The organism is Lysinibacillus sp. NPDC093688 (assembly GCF_050280145.1).
Lineage (GTDB): Bacteria > Bacillota > Bacilli > Bacillales_A > Planococcaceae > Lysinibacillus > Lysinibacillus xylanilyticus_B.
Map to the genome: position 1 here is coordinate 1 of NZ_JBNNUX010000048.1, position 25,641 is coordinate 25,641.

Annotated in this window: 22 protein-coding genes, 1 pseudogene, 2 riboswitches and 1 other annotated feature; of the genes and pseudogenes, 6 read left to right on the top strand and 17 right to left on the bottom strand. The window is 37.4% G+C overall.

What is annotated here, in order from left to right; all coding sequences use genetic code 11:
* Positions 1-140 precede the first annotated feature (140 nt).
* The 13 genes and pseudogenes from ACQKN2_RS22700 to ACQKN2_RS22760 form a co-directional block, all read right to left on the bottom strand.
* A pseudogene (locus ACQKN2_RS22700) lies at positions 141-857 on the bottom strand (NtaA/DmoA family FMN-dependent monooxygenase); the annotation flags it as partial.
* A gap of 79 nt (positions 858-936) precedes the next feature.
* Entirely contained in the window at positions 937-1,773 is an 837-nt protein-coding gene (locus ACQKN2_RS22705) for a MetQ/NlpA family ABC transporter substrate-binding protein (protein ID WP_427416952.1), read from the bottom strand.
* Between the two features lie 14 nt (positions 1,774-1,787).
* A complete protein-coding gene (locus tag ACQKN2_RS22710) occupies positions 1,788-2,441 on the bottom strand; it encodes a methionine ABC transporter permease (protein WP_427416953.1) in 654 nt (217 codons plus the stop codon).
* Positions 2,383-3,462 carry a methionine ABC transporter ATP-binding protein gene (locus tag ACQKN2_RS22715; RefSeq protein WP_427416954.1) on the bottom strand — a complete coding sequence of 360 codons (1,080 nt, stop codon included), beginning with the start codon at positions 3,460-3,462 and terminating at the stop codon, positions 2,383-2,385. Before ACQKN2_RS22715 ends, ACQKN2_RS22710 begins: the two co-directional genes overlap by 59 nt.
* Before the next feature lie 44 nt (positions 3,463-3,506).
* Positions 3,507-4,316, bottom strand: a complete 810-nt coding sequence (locus ACQKN2_RS22720; protein WP_427416955.1) for a MetQ/NlpA family ABC transporter substrate-binding protein — start codon at positions 4,314-4,316, stop codon at positions 3,507-3,509.
* 312 nt (positions 4,317-4,628) lie between these two features.
* Positions 4,629-5,156: a DUF1292 domain-containing protein gene (locus ACQKN2_RS22725; protein WP_427416956.1), complete on the bottom strand. Its 528-nt coding sequence runs from the start codon at positions 5,154-5,156 to the stop codon at positions 4,629-4,631.
* A 492-nt stretch (positions 5,157-5,648) separates the two neighbouring features.
* A complete protein-coding gene (locus tag ACQKN2_RS22730; protein ID WP_049667728.1) occupies positions 5,649-5,957 on the bottom strand; it encodes a DUF1292 domain-containing protein in 309 nt (102 codons plus the stop codon).
* Between the two features lie 18 nt (positions 5,958-5,975).
* Positions 5,976-6,392: a Holliday junction resolvase RuvX gene (gene ruvX / locus ACQKN2_RS22735; RefSeq protein ID WP_386847490.1), complete on the bottom strand. Its 417-nt coding sequence runs from the start codon at positions 6,390-6,392 to the stop codon at positions 5,976-5,978.
* Positions 6,393-6,394: 2 nt separating this feature from the next.
* Complete coding sequence (locus ACQKN2_RS22740) at positions 6,395-6,661, bottom strand: IreB family regulatory phosphoprotein (RefSeq protein ID WP_004226839.1); 267 nt, start codon at positions 6,659-6,661, stop codon at positions 6,395-6,397.
* Between the two features lie 203 nt (positions 6,662-6,864).
* Positions 6,865-9,525 carry an alanine--tRNA ligase gene (alaS, locus tag ACQKN2_RS22745; protein WP_427416957.1) on the bottom strand — a complete coding sequence of 887 codons (2,661 nt, stop codon included), beginning with the start codon at positions 9,523-9,525 and terminating at the stop codon, positions 6,865-6,867.
* Positions 9,526-9,651: 126 nt separating this feature from the next.
* Positions 9,652-9,866: a binding site (T-box leader), on the bottom strand.
* Positions 9,867-10,316: 450 nt separating this feature from the next.
* Positions 10,317-11,270, bottom strand: coding sequence for a magnesium transporter CorA family protein (locus tag ACQKN2_RS22750; protein WP_427416958.1), 954 nt, complete (start codon positions 11,268-11,270; stop codon positions 10,317-10,319).
* A 39-nt stretch (positions 11,271-11,309) separates the two neighbouring features.
* Positions 11,310-12,260: a magnesium transporter CorA family protein gene (locus tag ACQKN2_RS22755; RefSeq protein ID WP_427416959.1), complete on the bottom strand. Its 951-nt coding sequence runs from the start codon at positions 12,258-12,260 to the stop codon at positions 11,310-11,312.
* Positions 12,261-12,281: 21 nt separating this feature from the next.
* On the bottom strand, positions 12,282-13,211 hold the full coding sequence (locus ACQKN2_RS22760; RefSeq protein ID WP_427416960.1) for a magnesium transporter CorA family protein: 930 nt from the start codon (positions 13,209-13,211) through the stop codon (positions 12,282-12,284).
* Positions 13,212-13,463: 252 nt separating this feature from the next.
* Positions 13,464-13,639: riboswitch (M-box (ykoK) riboswitch) on the bottom strand.
* Positions 13,640-14,446: 807 nt separating this feature from the next.
* A riboswitch (M-box (ykoK) riboswitch) is annotated at positions 14,447-14,620 on the top strand.
* A 352-nt stretch (positions 14,621-14,972) separates the two neighbouring features.
* Here ACQKN2_RS22760 and ACQKN2_RS22765 point away from each other — a divergent pair.
* Positions 14,973-15,683, top strand: a complete 711-nt coding sequence (locus ACQKN2_RS22765) for an MgtC/SapB family protein (protein ID WP_427416961.1) — start codon at positions 14,973-14,975, stop codon at positions 15,681-15,683.
* A gap of 18 nt (positions 15,684-15,701) precedes the next feature.
* Positions 15,702-16,475 (top strand): magnesium transporter, encoded by a 774-nt coding sequence (locus ACQKN2_RS22770; protein ID WP_427416962.1) that lies wholly within the window; start codon positions 15,702-15,704, stop codon positions 16,473-16,475.
* A gap of 88 nt (positions 16,476-16,563) precedes the next feature.
* Here the strand turns inward: ACQKN2_RS22770 and hpaB are convergent, their stop codons facing one another.
* Positions 16,564-18,000 (bottom strand): 4-hydroxyphenylacetate 3-monooxygenase, oxygenase component, encoded by a 1,437-nt coding sequence (hpaB, locus tag ACQKN2_RS22775; RefSeq protein ID WP_427416963.1) that lies wholly within the window; start codon positions 17,998-18,000, stop codon positions 16,564-16,566.
* A gap of 343 nt (positions 18,001-18,343) precedes the next feature.
* Between hpaB and ACQKN2_RS22780 the strand changes: the two genes are divergently transcribed.
* On the top strand, positions 18,344-18,532 hold the full coding sequence (locus tag ACQKN2_RS22780; protein ID WP_323647495.1) for a hypothetical protein: 189 nt from the start codon (positions 18,344-18,346) through the stop codon (positions 18,530-18,532).
* Positions 18,533-18,700: 168 nt separating this feature from the next.
* Here ACQKN2_RS22780 and recD2 read toward each other — a convergent pair whose 3' ends face one another.
* The gene (gene recD2, locus ACQKN2_RS22785; protein WP_427416964.1) at positions 18,701-21,133 is read right to left on the bottom strand and encodes an SF1B family DNA helicase RecD2; all 2,433 of its coding nucleotides are present in this window, start codon (positions 21,131-21,133) and stop codon (positions 18,701-18,703) included.
* 394 nt (positions 21,134-21,527) lie between these two features.
* Here recD2 and hisA point away from each other — a divergent pair, with 394 nt between their 5' ends.
* The 3 genes from hisA to ACQKN2_RS22800 all read left to right on the top strand — a co-directional run bounded on the left by hisA (position 21,528) and on the right by ACQKN2_RS22800 (position 23,488).
* Complete coding sequence (hisA, locus tag ACQKN2_RS22790; protein ID WP_427416965.1) at positions 21,528-22,295, top strand: phosphoribosylformimino-5-aminoimidazole carboxamide ribotide isomerase; 768 nt, start codon at positions 21,528-21,530, stop codon at positions 22,293-22,295.
* Between the two features lie 130 nt (positions 22,296-22,425).
* The gene (locus tag ACQKN2_RS22795) at positions 22,426-22,578 is read left to right on the top strand and encodes a hypothetical protein (protein WP_427416966.1); all 153 of its coding nucleotides are present in this window, start codon (positions 22,426-22,428) and stop codon (positions 22,576-22,578) included.
* 169 nt (positions 22,579-22,747) lie between these two features.
* Positions 22,748-23,488, top strand: coding sequence for a GTP pyrophosphokinase (locus tag ACQKN2_RS22800; protein WP_427416967.1), 741 nt, complete (start codon positions 22,748-22,750; stop codon positions 23,486-23,488).
* A gap of 60 nt (positions 23,489-23,548) precedes the next feature.
* Here the strand turns inward: ACQKN2_RS22800 and ACQKN2_RS22805 are convergent, their stop codons facing one another.
* On the bottom strand, positions 23,549-24,208 hold the full coding sequence (locus ACQKN2_RS22805) for a tetratricopeptide repeat protein (protein WP_427416968.1): 660 nt from the start codon (positions 24,206-24,208) through the stop codon (positions 23,549-23,551).
* An 84-nt stretch (positions 24,209-24,292) separates the two neighbouring features.
* Complete coding sequence (gene mnmA, locus ACQKN2_RS22810; protein WP_427416969.1) at positions 24,293-25,417, bottom strand: tRNA 2-thiouridine(34) synthase MnmA; 1,125 nt, start codon at positions 25,415-25,417, stop codon at positions 24,293-24,295.
* Positions 25,418-25,641 lie beyond the last annotated feature (224 nt).

The following is a 25,641-nucleotide window of genomic DNA, read 5'->3' on the forward strand; positions in this document are numbered from 1 at the left end:
ACAAGGCTTTAGGAGTTAAAAGCAATTAACGTGGAGTTCGCACCAATCGCTTGATACGAAGGGTATTCTGTTATAAATCTATGCTTCTATACAGATTTGTATAGTTTCGTTTAAATTTGTCGTAACAGTTTAGTTACCCAATGAACAAAAACGACCTCCGCTGTTCGAGCTGCTAATCTTTGCCCCGGTTTTGAAGCACCAGCCTGAATAATAACAGGCTGCCCCTGAACGGAACGTGCAATATTCAACGGACCTTTCACTGATAAATATTTGCCTTTAAAAACGGTCTCATGTACTTTATTACGATCATAAAAAATATTATTATCACGGTCATAGACAAAAGCATCGTCCTCCCATGAATCCCATAACGACTGAACTACATCGATAAATTCCTCCGCCCGTTCGTAACGATGATCGTGCTCCCAATGCTTGTCACGGCTAAAGTTTAAAGCTGTCTCTCCTGTGGCATCTGCTGTTGTCACTAGATTCCATCCGACTCTACCATCACTAATATGGTCTACGGACATTAGCTGTCGTGCTAGTACATATGGCTCACTATATGTGGTTGATGCAGTTGCACCAAGTCCAATTTTGGTTGTCGCAGCTGCCAAAGCCGTAATCTGTATAAGAGGATCAAAACGATTTAAAATATGTGGATGTGATTCATGATTGATCGCTAAACTATCCGCAACAAAAGCAATATCAAACTTACCCTTTTCTGCAATTTGTGCCACCTTTTGCAAAGCTTTAATATCGATGCTTGCATTAACTTTTGCTGAAGGATGTTTCCAAGCCGCAACATGCATACCTGCCCCAATTAAATATAACGCAAGCTTTAACTCCTTTTTCTTTGTCATTTTCTCGTCATCTCCCTTAAAAATGAATCCATTTCACTATCCACATATAAACAAATGCATTAGGCCAATACAGTGTTGGTCAATGAAGATAAAATTCTTTCCATGTAGCTAATTCATCTAAAGGCATTTTTACAGGAATATAATTGCCATTAGAAACATCTTTAATGAAATTAGCAGTTTCTTCACGCTGATAGATGTCAACAATTTTTTTCAATGTCTCGTTGTCCTTATCTTCAGGCCTTGTCACAATGACATTAATAAATGGCTTCGCCGTTTCATTCTCATGAATAATGGCATCTTTCAATAGAAGACCTGCTTCGACAGCAACCCCATTATTAATAATCGCAAAATCGGCATCCTCCATAACCCTTGGTGTCGTCGCACCATCTACTGGTAAAATGTTCAATTTTTTCGGATTATCTTTAATCCGATCCTCTCCACCGTTGCCATCAAAATTATCCGTAACCGTCAACAAGCCGTATTCTTGTAGCAGCAGTAAAGCTCTACCCCAGTTAGAAGGATCATTTGGTACAGCAATTTTGGCGCCCTCTTTCATATTATCCAAGGATTTATATTTGTTAGAATATAAGCCTATCGGAGCCATGATCGTTGTGCCAATTGCCTGTAAATCTGTATCGTTATTCGTATTAAATAAATTTAAGTAAGCGACATGCTGAAACGCATTCATATCAACCTCACCCTCCGCCAATGCTTGGTTCGGGTCATATTGTGCTGAGAATGTCACTAAATCGAGATTTACATCTTCCTTAGCAGCCTGTTCTTTTATATACTCCCATGTTTTTAATTCCGAGCTACGGATACCAACCTTCACAGTATCTTTTTCATCTGCTTTTGCACATGCAACTAGTAGGAATAGTAATGCCATTAATCCTAAAAAATAATTAAATTTCCTCATATTAAAATTCTCCTTTATGACACTCTGCGTAATTTTCGTTCAAGACTATTTCCTATACTTTGAATGATTTGTACAAGAACTACTAGAATCACCACTGTGACTAAAATTGTGACATTGTCAAAGCGTTGATAGCCGTAAGTAATGGCTACATCACCAAGGCCACCTCCTCCAACAGCCCCAGCCATTGCAGTCGCCCCAATAAGCCCAATTGTTGCAGTCGTGAAACTTAATATTAAAGAGGGGAAGGCTTCAGGTAGTAAAAACTTTTGAATAATTTGAAATGGAGAGGCACCCATTGCCTTCGCTGCTTCAATAATGCCCTCATCCACTTCCAATAATGAATTTTCTATTAATCTAGATATATATGGCCCTATATGCAAGACGAGTGGCACAATGGCAGCTGTCGTACCTATCGCTGTTCCAACGAGCAAGCGTGTAAATGGAATGATAGCAACAAGCAAAATAATGAACGGAATAGAGCGCAGGGTATTAACGATAGGATTGATAATGGAGAAAATTATTTTATTTTCAAGAATATGCCCTTTTCTCGTCACAACTAAAGTAACCCCTAAAATAAAGCCTAAAATGGCACCGAAAAATAACGAAATACTAACCATGTAAAGCGTGTCTAGCACTGCGTCGATAATGATTTGTGAGCTCACCTTCATGTGCAATAACCTCCTCTATTTGAATATCTTTCGTTCGAATAAATTGATGTGCCTTTTCTACTTCTTTGTCTATGCCAACTAGTTCAACTATTAAATTACCAAAGGGAATCCCTTGTAGCTCTGTAATATTGCCAAACAGTACATTTACATCAACATCAAACCTTTTTGCTACTTGAGAGACAACTGGTTGCCCAACGTCTACACCTATAAATTTCAGGTTATAAATTTTTTTAGAATGATCTATCGTTTTAAGTTGCTCGTAAACAGATTGTGGAATTTCATCTCGAACGACCGATTGTACAAAGTTTTTAGTCGTCTCCTCTTGCGGTGCAGAAAAAATTTCAAGTACATTGCCTGTTTCAATTACTTTTCCGCTTTCCATAACAGCCACACGATTGCAAATATCCCTTATGACTTCCATTTCATGTGTAATCATTAAAATAGTAATGCCATACTCGATATTGACTCGCTTTAGTAGCGCCAAAATAGATTTAGTCGTTTGCGGGTCAAGAGCAGAGGTCGCCTCATCACACAATAGAATTGTTGGCTTTGTGACAAGTGCACGAGCAATCCCCACTCTCTGCTTTTGTCCACCTGACAGCTCATCGATATAGCGCTCTGCTTTGTCCTGTAAACCGACAAATGCCAAAACCTCTCTTACTTGACCTTCAATTTTTGATTTTTTAACGCCACTTAATACTAAAGGCATCGCAACATTTTCAAAGACAGTTTTAGAACGGAGAAGATTGAAGTGTTGAAAAATCATACCAATGTTTTTCTTTTCCTCGCGAAGCTGCTTTTTACTTAATGTTGTCAGCTCTTTACCATTCACAAGAACGCGACCAGACGTTGGTTCCTCCAGTAAGTTCACTGTCCGTATTAATGTACTTTTGCCAGCACCGCTAAAGCCGATAACACCAAAAACATCACCTTTTTGAATCGTTAAATTAATATGATTTAATGCCGTTACAACGGTTGTTCCTATCTGAAATTCCTTTGTCGTTTCGATAAATTCAATCATTTCACGTCTACCTCCTTAGCTATTTTGACGCCCTCTAGTTTAAGTTAAAATGCTGGAACGACAGCCCCCTTATACTGATCTTCAAAAAAGGTGCGGGCCTTTTCGCTTGTCAGCCATTTAACGACTGTTTGAATTGCTGGATTATTTTGCTTTTCTTTTGTCGTCGCAATAATATTGACATATGGCGATTCTGGACCTTCTATAATAAGAGCATCCTTCATAGGGCTGTAACCCCCTTCTAAGGCATAGTTCGTATTAATAGCCGAAGCGTCGACATCATCTAATGAACGAGTTAATAACTGAGAATCAACACCGATAAATTGAATATTTTTTTCGTTTTTTGTAATATCCTCGATCGTATAATCATTTTCCTTTGCTTTATTCAATTCAATTAGTCCATTATTCTGAAATAGTAGTAAAGCCCGAGAAAAATTGACGACATCATTCGGAACGGAAACCTTTGCGTTTTGCGGTAAATCATTAATATTTTTAATTTTTTTAGAGTACACACCAAATGGTTCAATATGAATTCCTTTTACACTCACTAAATCTAAATGGCTTTCTTTATTCGTTTGTTCTAAAAACGGAATGTGTTGAAAGTAATTGAAATCTAGTTCACCATCTGCCGTTTGCTGATTTGTTTGAACAGCATCTTTTAAAATGGTGATATCCAATTTCACACCATCTTTTTCAAGATCCTTTGCTAAATACTCTAGTACTTCCGCATGTGGCACATTGGCTGCCCCTACTTTTAACGTTACCGTTTCATCTTTACCCGCTTCTCCTTTGTTTGTGCAGCCTACCAACAAACCTATCACTAATACACCGACTAGTAGTCCCCATATTGTCCTCACCCTCAATTTCCTCCTTTGTAAATCAACTTACTTGGTTTAATGTAAAACAAATCTTATCTGTTTACTTATGATTGGTCAATGTTCGATAACTCGTTTCATCTATAAATATTTAAAAATTCAGATAAAATAATTCACAAGAAATTCATTTTACTCTCGAATAACAATAAAATTTACTCGAAAATACACAAATCCTATTTGCAGATAGAATATTTTTACATAGGAGATAGAAATTTTCTATTAATACTCCGCAAGCACGCCTTCATTTAATCAATAAAAAAACTCTGAGTAGCAAGTTACCACTCAGAGTTCTAATTACAATTCATTTAATACATCTTCAACAAATGCCCATTCTTCATCTGTTTCAATCGGTAATAAATCTTCAATCGTTCCATCATTTCCAGAAACGTATTGAGAAGCAAAAATATCTCGTTCCTCTATTGGCTCGTCCGTTGCCAGAACATAAAGTACATAGGATTTTCCAAATTGTTCTGATGAAAATGTATGAATAACCTCGCATACCTGATCTGCCCCGTGCTCATCTGTTATTGTAAATTGCTGCGGCTCTTCATCAAATTCGTCTAGAAGTGTCAGGACTACTTCATTAATCATTTCCCATTCTGCCTCTGTTTCGACAGGCTGTAAATTTGTCATTTCTCCATTGTTATCATCATAATCAAATGTCATAGCAGAAATGTCACCAGGAATTTCAGTTCCATCTTCGTCGATTAACGAAAACAATACATATGATTTTTCTTCTGCATCAAAGGTGAAGACAACACGGCATTTTTGCTCCTTGCCATTCTCTCCAATGATCAGAAATTCTTGCGTATCTTCATTCATTTAATTTCCTCCTTTTAACTATGGTTCAAACTTTGTTAAAAATCTATATATATTCACCATAGGCTCGTATAACTTCATAGCTTATGGCCCATCACCAAATCGTGTGGTTGATTTCCGTTCCGGCTGGGCGCTTTCCTGGGGGCGTCCGATGAGCCGCTTGGGGCAACAGGATGTTGGTCACGAAGGCGTTATCACAGGACGTGATGGTTTTAACCTTCGTTCCCCTATGTGCTCGCTCCAGGGTCTCGGGCCAACAGGATGTTGGTCACGAGGGCGTTATCACAGGATGTGATGGTTTTAGCCTTCGTTCCTCTATAGCTGATCCCCAAGGAGTCGCCCAGCCTCCACTCCAATCACACTAATATACAGAGAGTACGTTCTAAAAATGTCATCCACAACTTTTAGTAATGAGCCAGCTTTATTCTTTCAAAAGTAAAAAAGGAACAAGGAGTGCTTGTTGCCATCCTTGTTCCACACTTTTAATGAATACGATTATTCCTCGTTTTCATCCTCTAAAGCGTTTAATACGTCTTCTACCATATCCCACTCTGCTTCAGTTTCGATTGGTGTTAACTCACCATCTTCGCCGTTTTCAGATGGAACAAATGAAGATACGAAGATTTCTACAGAGCCATCTTCATCTTCTTCTGCGCCTACCATAGAGTAAAATACGTATGATTTGCCAAATTCAGCTGATTCGTGTACGTGGATTACTTCACAAAGCTGTTCATTTCCGTTCTCGTCAATTACTGTAATGTGTTGTACATGTAGTTCTTCTTCATGGTTATGCTCTTGTGCCATGGCTTGTCACCTCATCAATTAATTTTTGCTATCTAAGTAGCCTTGTAAAATCATCACAGCAGCCATTTTATCAATGACTTGCTTACGTTTTTTGCGACTCACGTCTGCTTCGATTAGCATACGCTCAGCAGCCATCGTTGTTAAACGCTCATCCCAAAGTTTGACCGGTAGTGAAAATGTTTCTTCTAATAGCTTTTTATAGTCTTCAGAAGCCTCTCCACGCGGTCCAACCGTATTATTCATGTTTTTCGGGTATCCTACAACAAATTCTGTTATAGCGTACTCCTTCACTAGCTCGGCTATTCGCTCAATGCCGAACTCACCGTTAGCTTCATCAATTTTTACGGTTTCAATACCTTGAGCCGTCCACCCTAAAGCATCACTTGCAGCAACGCCAACGGTTTTTGACCCAACGTCTAATCCCATAATTCTCATTTCTAGTCCTCGTTATTCTTTTTAATATAAAACTTAACAAGCTCTTCTAGAATTTCGTCACGCTCAAGCTTGCGAATTAAATTACGAGCATCCTGATGGCGAGGAATATACGCCGGATCACCAGAAAGTAAATAACCGACAATCTGATTGATAGGGTTATATCCCTTTTCCTCTAATGAAGAATGCACCTTCAACATTACCTGCTTGACTTCCTGTTCCATTGATTCTTCTGGAAAATTAAATTTCATAGTTTGATCAAATGAACTCATGACCAGCACCTCGCTTTCAGAAATAAGGAGATGTGCAATAAAAGCCATCTCCAATTTCTCTTTATTATAACATGTTTTGGCGTTTTAAATCAATTATGCCTCGGCATAATTGCGTCTGGAATCGGCTTTGTGTTGGCACAAAGAACTCCTTTCCGATTCCGTGACATCCGCCGGAGGCTTTAACTTCTATTCGCTGAAAGAAGTTAAATGGATTTAACATAATCATACACAGAAAGTAGTGCTTCATCAAGTTTTGATGCTTCTTTTGCACCTGCCATCGCCATATCTGGACGACCGCCACCTTTACCACCACATGCTTCTGCTACCATTTTTACGATATTTCCGGCGTGGTAATTCCCACCAACTAAATCTTTAGTTACTCCAGCACATAGCATAACCTTTTCGCCATCGACTGCACCTAGAACGATGACAGCTTTAGGCATTTTAACTTTCAAGTCATCCATCATTTGACGCAGTTGATTGTTGTCCTTCGCCTCAACTTTAGTAGATAAAACAGTTACATCCCCAAAAGTTTGCGCTGCGTCCACAATAGCTCCTGCTTGTGCATTGGCGATTTTTTGTGATAATGCTTCATTTTCGCGTTGTAAATCTTTGTAATCAGCTTGCAATGCTTGTACTTTTGTCACAAGATCTTTTGGATTTGCTTTTAATAATGCTGCCGCTTCGTTTAATAAAGCTTCTTCCTCTTTCACTGCTTCATAAGCAACTTTACCTGTCACAGCCTCGATACGACGAGTACCTGCACCGATACCACCTTCTGAAACAATTTTGAAGAAACCAATTTCAGAAGAGCGTTTCACGTGAATACCACCGCAAAGCTCAATAGAGTAATCACCAATTGCAACAACGCGAACGATATCGCCATATTTCTCACCGAATAGCGCCATTGCTCCCATAGCTTTCGCTTCATCGATACCTTTTTCTTCAATAACAACCTCTATATCATCCCACACTTTTTCATTTACAATACGTTCAATTTGTTGTAATTCCTCTTTTGTCACTTGTCCAAAGTGAGAGAAGTCAAAGCGTAAGCGATCAGGTCCTACATATGATCCAGCTTGGCTAACATGGTCACCTAGTACATCTTTTAATGCACGTTGCATAATATGTGTTGCTGTATGGTTTTTAATAATTAAATTACGTTCATCACGGTTAACTACTGCTTTTACAGCATCTTCAACATGCATTTCACCAGTTTCTACGAGTACTGTATGAAGCGGCTGACCATTTGGAGCTTTTTGTACATCTTTTACAATGGCAGTAAAGCTGTCGTTAGAAATAACACCGCTATCCGCAATTTGACCACCCATTTCAGCATAGAATGGTGTTTTAGCTAAAATAACTAGTGCTTCTTGCCCTTCAGATGCCACTTTTGATACTTGTCCGTTGACAATGATCGCTGCAACTTCTGTGTCTGTCGCTAATGTATCATAGCCTACAAATTCACTTGCAACCGTCAAGTTTGCTAGCACTTCATTTTGCACTTGCATGGAATCCACATCTTGACGAGCTGCACGTGCGCGTTCACGTTGTTCTTCCATTGCTGCTTCAAAGCCTTCATGATCTACCTTCATGCCTACTTCTTCCGCATACTCTTCTGTTAATTCGATTGGGAAACCGTAAGTATCATATAAACGGAATGCATCTGCACCTGGGATATAGTCGTGACCCGCTGTTTTTTGAGCTTCTACAACTTCGTTAAAGATAGCAAGACCACCGTCTAAAGTTTCATGGAAGCGAATTTCTTCATTTTTAATAACACGTTGGATAAATTCGCATTTTTCCGTTACCTCTGGGTAGAAATCATTCATAATTTCACCGACAGTTGGTACTAATTCAAACATAAATGGCTTTTCAATGCCGATTTGTTTTGCATAGCGCACAGCACGACGTAGTAAACGACGTAATACATATCCACGACCTTCATTTGAAGGAAGAGCACCATCACCAATAGCAAACGCCACTGTACGAATATGGTCCGCGATCACTTTAAATGGTGTATTAATATCTTCTTCTGAACCGAAGATTTCACTTAGTGCTACTTCACCTGGACGTTTGTATTTGCGATTTGCTAACTGCTCGATTTTTTCAATAATAGGCATGAATAAATCAGTATCAAAGTTCGTCGGAACATTTTGAACTACCGATACGATACGCTCTAGACCCATACCAGTATCAATATTTTGCTTTGGAAGTGGTGTGTATGTGCCATCAGGATTATGGTTGAATTGAGAGAACACTAAGTTCCAAATTTCTAGATAGCGTTCATTTTCACCACCTGGATACATTTCTGGATCATTATCATCTGAACCGTATTCTTCCCCACGGTCATAAAAAATTTCTGAGTTAGGACCAGATGGACCTTCACCGATATCCCAGAAGTTCCCCTCTAGTCGGATTAAACGCTCTTCAGGAATACCAATTTCGTTATGCCAAACGTCATACGCTTCTTGATCTTCAGGATGGATAGTAATAGATAATAGTTCTGGATCAAAGCCCATCCATTTTTTATCCGTTAAGAATTCCCAAGCATAATGAATAGCTTCTTTTTTGAAGTAATCCCCAATTGAGAAGTTACCTAGCATTTCAAAAAACGTATGGTGTCGAGCCGTTTTACCTACGTTTTCAATATCATTTGTACGAATTGATTTTTGGGCATTTGTAATACGTGGATTTTCAGGAATGATACGACCATCGAAATATGGTTTTAGCGTTGCAACACCTGAGTTAATCCAAAGTAATGATGGGTCATTGATTGGCACAAGTGGTGCTGATGGCTCATGATGATGACCTTTTTCTTTAAAGAATTCTAAATACATGCGGCGAATTTCTACTGCTTTCATTTAATAAGTTCCTCCTTATATGTTTTGTAAAATCACGAGATGAATCCACAAATCAATTTTGCCTTGGCATAATTGTTATTGTCGCTTCGCTTTCGCGCAGAAAACATAAAAAAGCCCCCATCCCCAAAAAGGGACGAGGACTTGTGTTTTGTCTCGCGGTGCCACCCTAGTTGTAAGTAAAAATATACTTACCTCTTTAGCACTTGTAACGTAAGTGAACGGCAGGAATTAACTGCACTCTGGAGTAGCTTTCGGTATTTGCTATTGTGAGGATTTTTTCAGCCAAGAAATCCCTTTCTTTTACACACACAAATACGTACTTATTCCATCATCGTTTTTTACAATTTTCTAATAAGAATTATAAAAAAAATATGTTCTTCTGTCAATTGGCACTATAATTGCTAATCATAAGGAGCATCACCAAAACGTGTGGTTGATTTCCGTTCCGGCTGGGCGCTTTCCTGGGGGCGTCCGATGAGCCGCTTGGGCCAACACGATGTTGGTCACGAAGGCGTTATCACAGGACGTGATGCCCTTAGCCTTCGTTCCCCCACTTGCTCGCTCCAGGGTCTCGGGCCAACACGAGGTTGGTCACGAAGGCGTTATCACAGGATGTGATGGTTTTAGTCTTCGTTCCTCTATCGCTAATCCCCAAGGAGTCGTCCAGCCTCCACTCCAATCAACTTATTTACATGGTATACGTTTTAATAAAACTCATCACAACTTTTGGTGATGAACTAATCCTAACTAAGCTCAATTTTTTCCCAAGGTATCTACCCTTCATACCGAGGTTATCGAGAGAAATAATTTTTTTTGTAAAAAACAAAGGTAGACAATCCTGTTAACACGACCATTACGACGACCACTACCCAAAATGCATTAGATGCTTCTTGATAAGGTAGGGGCACATTCATCCCATAAATGCTGGCAATTAACATCGGCACCGATAATATAATAGTAAATGAAGCGAGTAATTTTAGTACTTGACTTACGTTGTTTTGAATGACGTTACCATACGCATCCATAATATTATTTAAATTAGTTTGATTAATTTCCGTCACTTCATATGCTTGATCTATTTCAATCAGCACGTCGTCTAAAACATTTGCATCGTCCTCATCTAATTCGATATTGCTACCTTGTAATGTTTTTTGCATCGTAAATTTCATCTGTTTAAGTGATGTTACCATATATATAAGACTTTCATTCAAGTATAGAAGTGTGTATAACTCACTATTACGATATGACTCAGCAAGTTCTTTTTCTGCTATATTGATTTCCCGTTCAATTGTAGCTAAAAATCGAATATATGCTCGAGCCGTTATACTTAATATATTTAACGTGTTGCGCGTTTTCATATGTGTCTCAAAAAGAGTCATCCCATCATTAAACAGATTTTTCATGAAAGGTAGCTCTTCTTTACAAATCGTAAGCATATGATTTTTAGTATGAATAATCCCCATAGGTATCGTACGATATTTCACGTCATGAGAAGAACTCTCGACATCTAATTGATCGTACGGGACATGTATTACCATCAAGACCGCTCCATCGCGCTCTTCAATTCGCGGGCGTTCTTCTATATCAAGTGAATCAGTTAAAAAATCGCTTGGAACGGCAAGAGCTGTCGCTACACGTTCAATTTCACTGGATGTTGGCGCTTCAAGATGAAGCCAACTGTTATACCCAATACTTGATGTCTGCTCAAACTTTCCTTCAGAATTACTTTTGTATATTAAAAGCATTTTGGTACACACCCTTTCTCTATACGGTTTAAAAATAGATTAAAAACGTAAAAATTTTATTTTGTAAAATACGTAGATAAGACCTCCACTGATTCCTGCCATGAGCCCAAGAATGATGACAAACATGATTGGTTGATCTTCAAAAGGCAATGGAACGTTCATTGCGAAAACACTTCCCAAAATAGTCGGAATCATCAGGACAATCGTAATGGTAGTCAGTATTTTCAAAACGCTATTCAGGTTATTATGAGTAATTGCCGCGTACGCATCCATTAGATTACTTAAACTAAGACTACGCATTTCCGTTACTTCCGCTGCTTGTTCAAGATCTACTAGCGCATTATGTAGCATTTTCTCATCTTCATCATATAGTTTCATATCTTGACCTTTGGAAAGGTGTAAAAACACATTGCGCATCGCTCTCAAAGACGTTGAAAAATACACTAAACCTTTGTTGATATTAATCAAGCCGAATAGCTCGCGGTTGTTATGTGATTCCTTTAACTCTTGTTGTAATCGTCCAACTTGGATTTTTATACGTTTGAGAAAATCGAGATACGACTGCGCAATTGCTTCAAATAATAGCAATGTTATTCGAGTCTTCATATGCGCTTGAAATGTTCCGTACTTCCCTAAAAGTATGTCATTACATAATGAATTATCTTTTTTTGTGACAATCACCAAATGATCTTTGACATGGATGATTCCGATTGGTACCGTCCGATAAGGAATTTCTTCGTACAACCGTTCCTCATTCATCGCCACAGGAGAATTGAGAATGATGACCATTGACGAATCATCTTTTTCAATCCGAGGTCGCTCATTGATATCTAAGGAATCACGAATAAAATTTTCCGGAATATTGAGTTTATTTGAAATTCGAGAAATTTCAGCATCTGTCGGATCTACAAGATAAAGCAACGTGTTGTGGACAATGTTAGATACCGTTTGTAATTGACCTGATGAATCACTTTGATATATCGTAAGCATCTTTTTCCCTCACCTTCTCTGCTAAAATAGCTTTGTTTTGTAAAATATCCATCCTGTCAACAAACTAATGACTGTAGAGAAGGACATAAGTACTACTAATGCGTATGCTTCATCCTGCTTTGGCAACGGGAAATTCATCCCGTATATCGTTGCGACCATCGTTGGAAACGTCAAGATAATCGTAAAAGCAGTTAAAACTTTCACGACGACACTAAGATTAATTTCAATCGCCGCAGAATATGCGTCCATTAAATTACTTAAATTTTCGTTGTAAATTTTAGATGTATCATGAGCTTGTTGCATCTCATTAAGAGTAGCTTGTAACCATTTTTCATTCTCTTCATTCATTTCTAATGCTCTTGACAACTTCTTCATCATCACAAGATTGACTTTTAGTGCCTTTGTAAAATAAACAAGACTTTTATTGATATTGAGTAAAGTATACACTTCACTGTTTTTTATCGATTTTTGTATTATTTTTTCAGATACAATAACTTTTTGATCAACATCATCTAGACAACGTAAATAGTAACTGGCTGAAACTAGCAATAGCTGTAAAATAAAAGATACATTTATATTGTTATTAAAATTCTTATCGAGAATTTTGCTAAATTCCTGTAAAATCGGATGATTATTACTACGACAAATGATGACAATTACTTCACTTGTTTGAATAATACCAATTGGAATTGTCCTATATGGTATAGTTTCACCATTTGGCATTTTTAAGGGTACATTGATAATTAGCAATAAATCATTTCCGCTTTTTTCTATTCGTGATCGTTCGTCAATATCGAGGGAGTCGCTAATGAAGTCAGTTGGTACCCCAAGGCGATTAGCAACGTACTGTATATCCTCCTCTGTCGGTTCAGTGAGATAAACACAGCTACCCTGAACGATCTTAGGCTGTTCTTCCAGCCCTTCTCTGCCTTTTTTATAGATTTTAAGCATTGAATCGTCCTCCTAATCTGTTGAATTAAAACAGATCTACGTTTTTCACTCCTACTATCTGCATCGGTCATACTTGGACTCTCCATTTTGACCCCCTCCTTTCTAAAAATGAACTCTTATTCTTCTGCTAAAAGAGTTGAATCTAAATAGCAATGTGTAATAAGGCTCTTTATTTGGAAATAAAAAAATCCTCCAGGAGTCCCGGAGGTTTTAAAAAAGTGCATAAAAAAATAAATACGTACAACAAGCACTTTCAATTCCCCCTAACTCGAGTTTTAGCACTATACACCGTAAAGAAATAAATACATCTCTTAGCCACCTTAAGAAAAGCCTTAATCCGGCAATTCCTGTTCTACCCATGGGCATCTTTCGATATTTCTGGGCAGTGGCCTATGTTTGTATAGGAGCCTCACCTAACGAGGTTTTATTTAATTTCCTCGTCATCGTAATCCGTATTTTCCGTTTTGTCAAGAGGCTAATAATATTTTTTAAGCGCTTTTTATCACAAATTTCTGTTCAAAAATTAGAAATTCACTAAAATTTTTCTATACAGAAAAGATAAAGAGTTTTGCTTTATTCAACACGTTCTCCGTTCTTTTAAGCTGTTTATTTCAAGCACAGAATTGATTAGAAACCTAGCCACCCACACACAGATATCCAAGAAACTTTGCTTAGCAACAAAAATAAATAGACAGAGGCACTCGCCTCCTCCAACTTTATGTACTGATATCCCGACTTTTTTATCAATTTTAGTATTGATCTTATTTAGATCCACTATCATTTTTAGTTCAGCAGTTCGAAAACAAGAAACATTTCATTATGAAAAGTGCTTAGATTGTTACAGAATCTATTAATTATCATAAATACAATATTAATTCATTTGATTTGAGTAGAAATACATGCCTTGAAAGTTTAAAAATAAGCCTTCCCAAAAGTTAGGGATGATATTTTTTAAATGTATACCAAGTATAAAAGTTACTTGAATGGAGCTAGACGAACACCTGTAACGAGTAAGTAGAAAAACGAAGTCTACAGGAGATACGTCCTGTAATACGCTACGAGACCAATAGCTCATCCAGACACCCAAAAGCGAAACGCATAAACAGAACGGAAATCCCCTACACGATGATGATGAGCCAAAAATACACTACTTCCCTAATACCGTTTTAAGATTTTTGCTTTCGGAACAGTTGTTGACAACAAAAATTATTCGGAGTACAATTCAGCTGAAAACAATAAGTCCTCGTTAGGTGAGGCTCCTATGCAAACATAGGCCACTGCCCAGAAATATCGAAAGATGCCCATGGGTAGAACAGGAATTGCCGAATTAAGGCTTTTCATAAGGTGGCTAAGAAATGATTTCATTTCTTTACGGTGTATAGTGCTAAAACTCGATCAAGGGGAATCGAACGTGCTTTTTTTGTGCGCTCTTCACCCCCTCTCTGAATCGAAAGAGGGGTTTTTATTTTATTTGACTAAAAAAGGGGGAAACATATGATGGATAGTTATTCGATATGGCATTTCATAGTTATAAATAATTCGAATATGGCAAAAGGCAGCGTTTTAGCGTTCAGTCCACATATGTCCCTTTCTTCAATCATCCAATTCTGATTTTTTGCAAATTGGAAATATCAAGATAGGTTTATTTGATGTGTATGTCGAACAAGATACATTCTAAGCAAAAAGCTCCCTTTTTCATGGGAGCTTTTTTATTTTATTTTAAATGGCAATCTAAACAAAGAAATGATGAGGTGATTAACGATGATAATGACAGTAGAAATGATAATCAAGCTAATCCTAGCTTTGCTATTCGGATTATTGATTGGGATTGACAGACAGATTAAACAAAAACAACTTGGCATAAGACCTAGTATGGTCATCTCTATTGCTAGCTGTTTATTAACAATTGTCTCTATAGAAGCATTCGGTAAATTTGGAGGTGCAGATCATCCGAATATGGATCCAATGCGACTTGCTGCGCAGATTGTAAGTGGAGTTGGTTTCATTGGTGCTGGCGTTATTTTACGAAGAAGTAACGAGGTTATTTCTGGCCTTACTTCCGCTGCACTAATCTGGTCAGCTTCTGCCCTTGGAATTACGATTGGGGCGGGGTTTTATCTAGAAGCAAGTTGTGCTGTCATCCTCTTGATGGGAGCAGTCAACATTGTGCCCCTACTCATTAAAACATTAGGCCTGTCAACACTTAACCGTCAGGAAATTTCATTAAAGATTATCGTGGAATCGAATTATCGTATGACAGAATTAATTAAAATGATTAAGTATAAAGGGCAAAATGAACTATCAAAAAAAGATGAATATAAAATTCGGCATTTCAAGCTCAAAGATATTGATAACGGCCACCAATTAATTGATTTAGTTCTTTCTGTACCGGAAGACCAGTATACGACTGAAATATATTATTATGTTAAAAAAATTGATCACGTTCTGAGTGTCGAAATTGAGAATTTGTAATAGAAAGGCGTGCCAAAAATGATTCGATTAAATCAATACAAATATAAAGAAGAGTACACATACTACATGTTGCAATCTTTAAAGTCTGAAAAAAAAGATTCTTTCCGAAAGGATTTCCTAGATTTACACCCTATGGATCAGGCAACATTTTTTATAGAACTCAGCGAGGAAAGACGACTTACAATTTATTCTTTTTTAACTCCCTGCGAATTTGGAGATATTTTTAGCGAACTAGAACCATCTATGCAGAAAAAATGTATTTTGGAGCTTGACCGTCCATTTGCAGTTGAGATGTTAAATGAATTACCTTCAGATGACGCTACCGATTTTTTGGGGCTACTATCATATAAAGAAGCTGATTATTATTTAGAGCAAATGGAAAAAGATGAAGCTGATGATATTAAGCAATTACTTCAATACGAAAAAGGTTCAGTGGGCGCCTTGATGACAAAAGACGTAGTAATAGTGGCAAAAGATGATTTAGTAATTGATGTGTTTGAACGCCTCAAGCATAGCGAAGTAGATGCAGAAACTTTTTATTACTTATACGTTACAGATTCCAATAAACAATTGCTTGGAGTCGTATCATTACGAGAGCTTATCCTTTCCCCATCAGAGAGTCGATTGGGTGAAATTATGAACTCTGGAATCATTTCAGTGACTGCCAACACAAACCAATCTGAGGTCTTCCAAATCATACGCAAATATGGTCTTTTAGCAGTCCCCGTTGTAGCAGAGAACTTTGAACTCCTTGGAATCGTTACTTTTGATGATGTGCTAACTTATCTATAAAGATATTGATAGTATATATTTTTTACAGCAATTCATACCAAAGAGAAGTAACTGTTTAAATTAGTTTTAAACAGTTACTTCCTCGAAACTAATTATTATTTTTTAAAAAGCTTTCGACTCTATTCACTAATTCTTCCCTATTGTAAGAATTATAAAGCGCGCTAGCTAAACGGACAGGATCTCCAAAGAAAAAGCGCTCATACAGTGTTTGTCGTGTACCAAAGCTACTCATCGTTAAATCCCAAGCCAAGCGGAATTTTTTGACGCGCTCCTCACCACCATCCTGAAAAGACTGTAAATAATGCTCAAGGTCGCCGTCATCCGCAGTAAATGCTTTTTCACTTGGAATGGACATCAATCCGCTTGCGCCAAGTAGCTGGATAATTTCTGTAAATGTCGGATACACTTTAGGGAAAACCTGAATAGCTACTTGTACTGTTGGAAGGTCAGGTCTTAGAAAACCAAAATCATCTTTTTTTGCTTCTATTTCGGACTTTAACAGTAAGGCCTTCATCGTTTCTAATGCCACGATGATATCAACAACCTTTTGCTGCACATGTTGGTATTCGCCTATATTTATCGTATTTACAATTGACTGTACAACACCTAAGACAAATTCTGTTTTGGCAATTTGACGTGTAAGAACTTGATGTAAACCATATGTTTGAAAACCACTTACATTCAAAAAGTTATTGGCAACTTCCACATTCTCATAATAAAAGACGCGTTCCCACGGTACTACAACATTATCAAATACAACGATTGCATCCATTTCCTCGTAACGACTACTTAATGGATAATCAAAAGCCGATTCCCCTCCGACAAATGATTGCCTACATAAAAACTTTAAACCTTTTGTATTACTTGGTATTGAGAAAGCAAAGCCTTTTCCTTCATCAAAACCATTTGTTGATATAACAAGGAGTTCATCCGTAATTCCTCCCTGTGTCGCTAGTAATCTCGCACCTTTAATTACTAACCCCTCGCCCGTTTTATCGACAATCTTAGCCGCAATTGTAACCTCCTCATCTTCAAAATAAAATTTTTGACGGTTTACTTGCGGCTCGATAAATGTATGTGTCATAGTCAAATCATTCTCACGAGCATACTCATAAAATTTTAACAAATGCTGTGGGAAACAATTTGGCTTATCTTTCAAATATTCTGCAACTGATGCTAGAGCCATTAATGTCGTATTCATGTAATCCGGACTTCTCCCCATAAGGCCATTATTGGATAATGCCCACTCTCGTATTGCATTACGTCTTTTCACGAGATCTTCGACTGTCACTGCCTGAAGGTAAGACATACCTACACGGTTTTTACTCGTTGGCGAAACATATGTCATCTTCTCGAACAATTCCTCTTCATTTTGCAAATCAAAAAGTCTTGCCTGACTCTTCATTACTCCCTTAAATGCTGGATGCTCCGACACCTTCCCTGTGACAACTTTCCCATCAATCGAAATGTATGTTTGTAAAGCGTCAATACGGTCAATATATTGCTGTCCTGTAATTACTGGCATGCAGTCACCCCTAAACGTCACAAATGTTTTTATACTTATTTAGTATATGAAACTTCCTAATATAGGTTCCGCTTTAGCAAACTGTATTATAGCAGAACCCCTAATTTTATAAACTGTACCACTTTATAAATACAGTTAAAAACCTGCTTTTATTGCACGATTTTTCAGTTACTTTAGAGAAAAACGGTTTCAATCAGCACTTTTAAAACAAGTTCAATTTTGCGACACATTCACAAAAAAGTCTCCTTCGACTAGTACAGAATTGCTAGATTTTTTATTTAAGCAGGTGTAAGATAACTTCGAAACCAAAACGAAAACATCTTTTTTTTAAAGGAGAATATATATGAATAAACAAATCATCTCGTACGTAGCGCAAATGGAAGCTGCTTTAATGAACAAAATGGAGGATCATAATGAAGAGAATCTTTTATTAACGATTGCTTCAGATATGATTGCCAAAGAAAAAGATCAATTTAAAAATGTGTGCCAAGCATATGAAGTAGTTAAACATCACTTAGTTGGTATTCACTAATCAAAAAGTTGTATAACAAAACCCGATCAATTCGAATTGATCGGGTTTTATTTTACTGTGCATATGGTAAGACCATTTTACGGAACTGGTCAAATGTTGTTGGTTGATTGCTGGCATATACTTTTTCTGCAAAAGGTAATAGCAACGTAAATAGAAGCAATCAGCCTTTTACTCATCTAAATAATCATATGGCGAGATACCATCCATGCCTATCAATGGATGGATATATGATTCCGTTTCTACCGTTAGCTTAAAATCAATAGCTTGTTTTTCATTTTGTGAATCTTCGTTCAATGGCATCGTTTCTAATTCTATAATTTCCTCTGCAATATCCATTGGATTGAGCCTTGCACGTAGAGACGTAAAGCGTTGTAAATCATCCGTACGCTGTAAGCCATCTGCTAACACATCAGGCTCACCACATAAAATTAAGAAATTTTTTGCACGCGTAATACCTGTATATAACAAATTACGACGCAGCATTTTAGAATATCCTCGTACAACCGGCATAATAACGGTTTGGAACTCAGAGCCTTGCGATTTATGAATAGAACAACAGTAGGCAAGTGTCAATTGATTGAGGTCACTACGTTGATAAGTTACTTCAATACCGTCGAATGATACAACAAGTAAATCTTGTTTCTCAATTGTTTCCTTTGCCTTGATAATACTGATTACCTCACCCATATCACCATTAAAAACATTGCTTTCTGGTTGATTAACAAGCTGTAAGACTTTATCCTTTATACGATATGTGACATCCCCAAAGACAAGTTCTTTTCTAGTACCAGTATCGTTTGGATTAATAAGATCCTGAATCATTTTATTTAAATTGTCTATTCCTGCTGGACCTTTGTACATTGGTGCTAGCACTTGGATATTTCGAATTTCTTGACCTTTCGTAACCGCACTTTTCACAACCTGTGTGACAACGCTTGCAACTTGATCTGATGAGGCTTTAATAAATGAACGATCAGACGTTTTTAACGTTAGGTCATTTGTGATATTACCACGTTTAATTTGGTGAGCAAGTTCAATAATAGTCGAGCCCTCTGCTTGTCGATAAACCTCTGTTAATTCCACAGTAGGTATTTGCCCGGAAGCCAACAAATCCTTTAATACCTGGCCTGGACCTACTGGCGGAAGCTGATCTTGATCGCCAACAAATACGACTTGCACATCCTCATGCAAGGCTTTTAATAATTGATGCGCGAGCCAAGTATCGACCATCGACATTTCGTCTACAATAATGAGTTTTCCTGTAACCTCACGCTCAGTTTCTTCCTCTTTTTCCTGACCAGTAAAGCCTAGCAATCGATGAATGGTCATGGCGGGAAGCTCTGTCGATTCCGATAAACGCTTGGCAGCACGTCCTGTTGGAGCACATAAAATAATCGGAAAGGGCTCTTCTTTTTGTGCATATTCCTTCGGGTTTAATGATAATCCGTGTAGCTTTGCATACACTTCTACAACACCTCGAACAACCGTTGTTTTACCTGTACCAGGTCCACCAGTTAAAATCATAACGGCTGAGTTTAACGCTTGTTGAATAGCATTCGCTTGTGTTTCAGCATATGAAACATTGAGTAGCTCTTCTGTTTCACCAATAGCTTTGCGTATTTCGTCCTTACTAAAATGTTCAGCCTTATTGTTACGTTCGATTAAAGCTACTATTTTTGATGCAATTCCTACTTCTGAGAAATATAAGGATGGCAAATAGAGTCTCGTTTCTTCCCCACAAATCTTACTTTCCTCACGCAAATCGATGCAAGCTTTTGAAATAATTTCAAAGGGAATTTCCTCTCGTTGGCTTTGCTCAAGCATATCTTTTACTAATGGTAAAACATTTTCTGCATCTAAATACACATGCCCATCCGATAATGCTGCATTATTGAGAGTATGTAGAATCGCCGCCTTAATACGGTCTGGATGATTACCGATAATACCCAATTTAGAACCTAGTTCATCGGCACGAAAGAAACCTACACCTTCTACATCTTCTATTAGGCGATATGGATTTTCATTTAATAATTCAATTGCTTCTGTGCGATATGTTTGGTAAATTTTCATGCCGAGCTGTGGTCCGAAACCCCATTCATTAAGTTGAATCATCACTCGTTCTAAGCCTAGATTTTGTTCAATCGTACGATGAATAACCTCTTTTTTTTCAGCAGATAAACGAGGTACAGCATCAAGCGCATTTGGGTCCTCTAAAATAAGACGTAACGCATTTGCGCCTAGTTTTTCTACGATTGTTTCCGCAGTTTTTCTTCCGATTCCAACAAACAAATCACTTGATAAGTAATGAATAATTCCTTGCTCTGTTGCTGGCACTTCCTTTGTAAACGTCTCAATTTGAAATTGAACACCATATTTTGGATGTTGTTTCAATAATCCTGTAAAACGATATTGTTCATCCATTTGTAACGGCGGAAAATATCCAACAACTATTATTTCCTTATCTTCATACTGTAAGTTGGTCTCTTGAATTTTCACACGAATTATCGAATACATATTTTGTGCATTATGGAAGATAGAGACGATCGGACGTCCGAGTATAAAAAATTTATTTAGTTCAAATAAATCAAGATTATCTGCCATTTTCGGTTCGTCCTTTCCCGTTCATTTCAATCATTATATTTTACCACACCGTAACTTGAAAAATCGTTTAAAAAGAGAATTCACTAAATTTTAATCAATTATGCCTCAACATAATTGTAGCTGTCGCTTTGCTTTCGCTACAGATAAACAATGCGCCCGAAATCAGTATTTTAGGCCTGCATCGGTAATAGCGTTTTTACCAATGCAGGCCTCTATTTCAGCGGATGTTTGGATACACACTGAAAGGACGGGAGACTTCTATTGGCTGACCATTTTAGTTCGCTACGAAACACCAACCGAAAGAATATTACGATAACTGACAATTCACAGTTATTATCAACCTTTCCATGCTATGATATAGGTGAACTTATTGTACGGAAGGATTGTGAAGCTAATGGAATTTAGACCTTGCATCGATTTACACGATGGCAAAGTAAAACAAATTGTTGGCAGCACACTAGGTCATAAAGATCAAGAAGTTATCGAGAACTTTATTTCAAATCATGACTCTAGTTATTATGCAAAAATGTTTGCCAAGGATCAATTAACAGGTGGTCACGTCATTATGCTAGGAGATGGAAACGAAGAGGCCGCATTAGCAGCATTAGCAGCATATCCTCAAGGATTGCAAGTTGGCGGCGGGATCACCACAGAAAATGCAAAAAAATTTATTGATGCAGGAGCTACCCATGTTATTGTCACATCATTTATATTCTATGATGGTAAGCTCAATCTAGATCGACTAAAACAATTAGTACAGAATGTTGGTAAAAAGCATCTTGTCATTGACTTAAGCTGCCGAATGCGCGATGGGAAATGGTTTGTTGTTACTGATAAATGGACAAAGTTTAGTGATTTTGAAGTAAATGCTGAGTCTATCGCATATATCGAAAACTTCTGTGATGAACTACTTATTCACGCTGTTGATGTGGAAGGAAAAAAAGGCGGTATACAAGAAAGCTTAGTGCATGATTTAGCCTCTTGGATAACGATCCCAACAACATATGCTGGTGGCGTTCGATCTTTAGAAGACTTAAAGAGTTTTGAAAATATCTCAAATGGTAAGCTTCACGTTACAATTGGTAGCGCTCTTTCAATTTTTGGTGGAAATTTACCTTATTCAGACGTGGTGGATTATTGCAAAAAAGACGGGATATTATAAGTAGCTATATAAGGATACTGTTTTTCCTTTTCAAGAAACAAATTTAGAACGCTTTATAGATGGTAAATATTTCAAGGTAAATACGAAGGATCATTCTCTTTCGTTACATATACAGCTAGATGATGAACAAATGCTCCTTGAGTTTTCAAAATCTTTAAAGGCAACATGCGGCTTCTTACGTGATCAAGAAACAGAGCCTTATATTGGTATTTATATCGATTTACAAATATTCATTGATGAATTTAATAAACGATACAACTTAAATGCTGAAATTATCGCTTAATAACTAAGGGGACTAAAATCCCTTTTTTTTATTTGAAACAAGAATACTATACATAATTTAGAGCACAAATTTCTATTTAGTAGCTATTTTTGTTAAGCTATTATTTAATGAGATCACAATAAGAGAATTTCATTAATGTTATTTGCTAAAAGAAAGGATTTTATGAAGAATGAAAAATGAACTCGAAGCAATCACTTTAAAAAGCCTACAATCAGAAATAACTCGTTTCTTTTTAGCCTATAGATTTGCCTTGCAAGAAATTGAAACGAAAATAAATATTTTACAAGAAGAGTTTAAGTTAATTCATGAATATAACCCGATAGAGCATATTTCAACTCGAGTAAAATCACCAAAAAGTATATTATCGAAGATCCAGAAAAAGAACCTTGAGAAATCTGTCGAAGTGATTCGTGAAAACATTCGTGATATTGCGGGTGTGCGAATTACATGCTCCTTTGTAGAGGATATTTATAAAGTAAGTGCCATGCTACAGGCGCAAAATGATATTGAAGTTGTGGATGTAAAGGACTATATTAAATCCCCAAAGGAGAATGGCTATCAAAGCTTGCATCTTATTATAAAAATCCCAATTTTTATGTCCGATCGTGTGGAAAGTGTTTATACAGAAATTCAAATCCGTACAATTGCAATGGACTTCTGGGCCAGCCTTGAACATAAAATCTATTACAAATACAACAAGGAAGTACCTGAACATATCCGTTTTGAATTGAAGGAGGCTGCCATTCAAGTAGCTGAACTGGATCGAAAAATGGAACGACTTAATGAAGAAATAAATATTCTAAAAGCGGATGAAGAAGAGACGTCATTAGATGCAATGCCTATTGCTTATTTAGCACAATATCTATCTCAACTACCACTTGATTATTCTTCTGAGGAAGATCAAGACTAAACTCACGATATAAAAGGATGCCGAAGTAATTCTGGCATCCTTTCTCTACTATAAGTTATTTTAATTAAATCGCTGTGCAATCATATCATAAAGATAACGTGCTTGGTCGTATTCTGGCTGTAACGTAAAGGCTTGTTTTAAGTGGTACATAGCATCTTCTGTTTGCTCAGTAGATACCGCATATAGTACACCCAAATTGTAATGTGCATCTGCGTTATTCCAATCCTGTTCGATCAAATAGTCTAATTCTTTTTTACCTTCTTCGAACATTTCTAGCGCACATAGCACGATTGCATATGCTAGACGAATTTGTGTGTCTTCTGGTGCAAGCTCTGAAGCTCGTTGTAAATATGGCAGTGCAAGCTTCGGATTTTCCATTCGCTCAAAGCATTTGCCCATCATATAATACACATCTGCACCTTCAATTTTATGTTTTACTGCTTGCTCATAAAGTTTTACTGCTTCCGCATATCGTTCCGCATTATAATATAAATTCGCTAAACCATAATAAGCAGTTGCTGCCGTTTCATCGACAGTGATTGCTTTTTGAAAAAAACGTTCTGCACGTTCAGTATCCTCTAAGACTGCTAGGAGATTTCCGAAATTCACATAACCTATTGGGTTTTTAGGCTCCGCTTCAATCGCTTGTGTAAAAAGTTGTGCAGCATCCTCGTAGCGCTTTTCTTGAAACGCTTGAATGCCTTGTTCGTTAAAATCCATTGTTTTTCTTCACCTCTATGTAGCGAAAGACCGCTTTAATTCTATACGTTTCAGAAAAAATAGTATAAGCAGTCTTTTCGCTAATTAACCTACATATGTTAGTTTTTCATTGTTTTTAAAGACTTCGTCAATTGTACCGCCACCTAAACATTCTTCGCCGTCATATAGTACAACAGCTTGTCCAGGTGTAATCGCACGTACTGGTTCAGCAAACGTAATAAGTGTACGTCCATCCGCTAAAATTTCAACCTCTACCGGTGTATCTGTTTGACGATAACGGAATTTTGCTGTGCATGAAAATTTCCCGGGCAATTTTTTTGTCGAAGTATAGCTCATTTTCACAGCAGTCAGCGAAGTAGAAAATAATGAATCATTATTGAAACCTTGTCCAACTAACAACACATTGCGCTCCAAATCTTTCCCTAACACGAACCAAGGTTCACCGTCGCCACCAATTCCAAGACCATGACGTTGACCAAGCGTATAGTACATTAATCCATCATGCTGGCCCATTACGACACCATCCATCGTCTCCATTTTACCAGGTTGAGCCGGTAAATATTGACTTAAGAATTCTTTAAAATTACGCTCTCCAATAAAGCAAATTCCTGTTGAATCTTTTTTCTTCGCTGTAGCTAACCCAGCTTCCTCCGCAATTTTACGGACTTCCTTTTTCTCAATATGTCCAATTGGGAACATTACATGCGACAATTGTTCCTGTGATAATTGGTTTAAGAAATACGTTTGATCTTTATTATTATCAATACCACGAAGCATTTTTACTTCGCCATCACCACTTCGATCAACTCGAGCATAGTGACCTGTCGCTAAATAATCAGCTCCAAGATCCATCGCGTGCTCTAAAAACGCTTTAAATTTAATTTCCTTATTACACATAACATCAGGATTTGGTGTACGTCCTGCTTTATATTCTTCTAAAAAGTAAGTGAAAACCTTATCCCAATATTGCTTTTCAAAATTCACTGCATAGTAAGGAATACCGATTTGATTACATACTTTAATAACATCATCATAGTCTTCTGTAGCTGTACAAACGCCATTTTCGTCTGTATCATCCCAGTTTTTCATAAATATTCCGATTACTTCATATCCTTGTTGTTTCAGTAAATATGCAGCAACCGAAGAATCTACCCCACCCGACATGCCGACAACAACACGAATTTGTGAGGGGTCACGTGTTTCTTTCATTATGGTCACCTTTTCTTTTATTCAATTTCTATTAAATATATAATTTTTCAAGCGGTTGATTAACCATTTTTATCCACTCTAATTAATTAGAAGGCTCTGATTTCCGCTACGGGCTACTCGCTTTCCTGCGGGCGAGCGTCGAGCCGCTTCCTCCGCTGAAGGAACGAAGGCTAAATGCGTCACGTCCTGTGACAATGCCTTCGTGACCAACATCATGTTGGCCT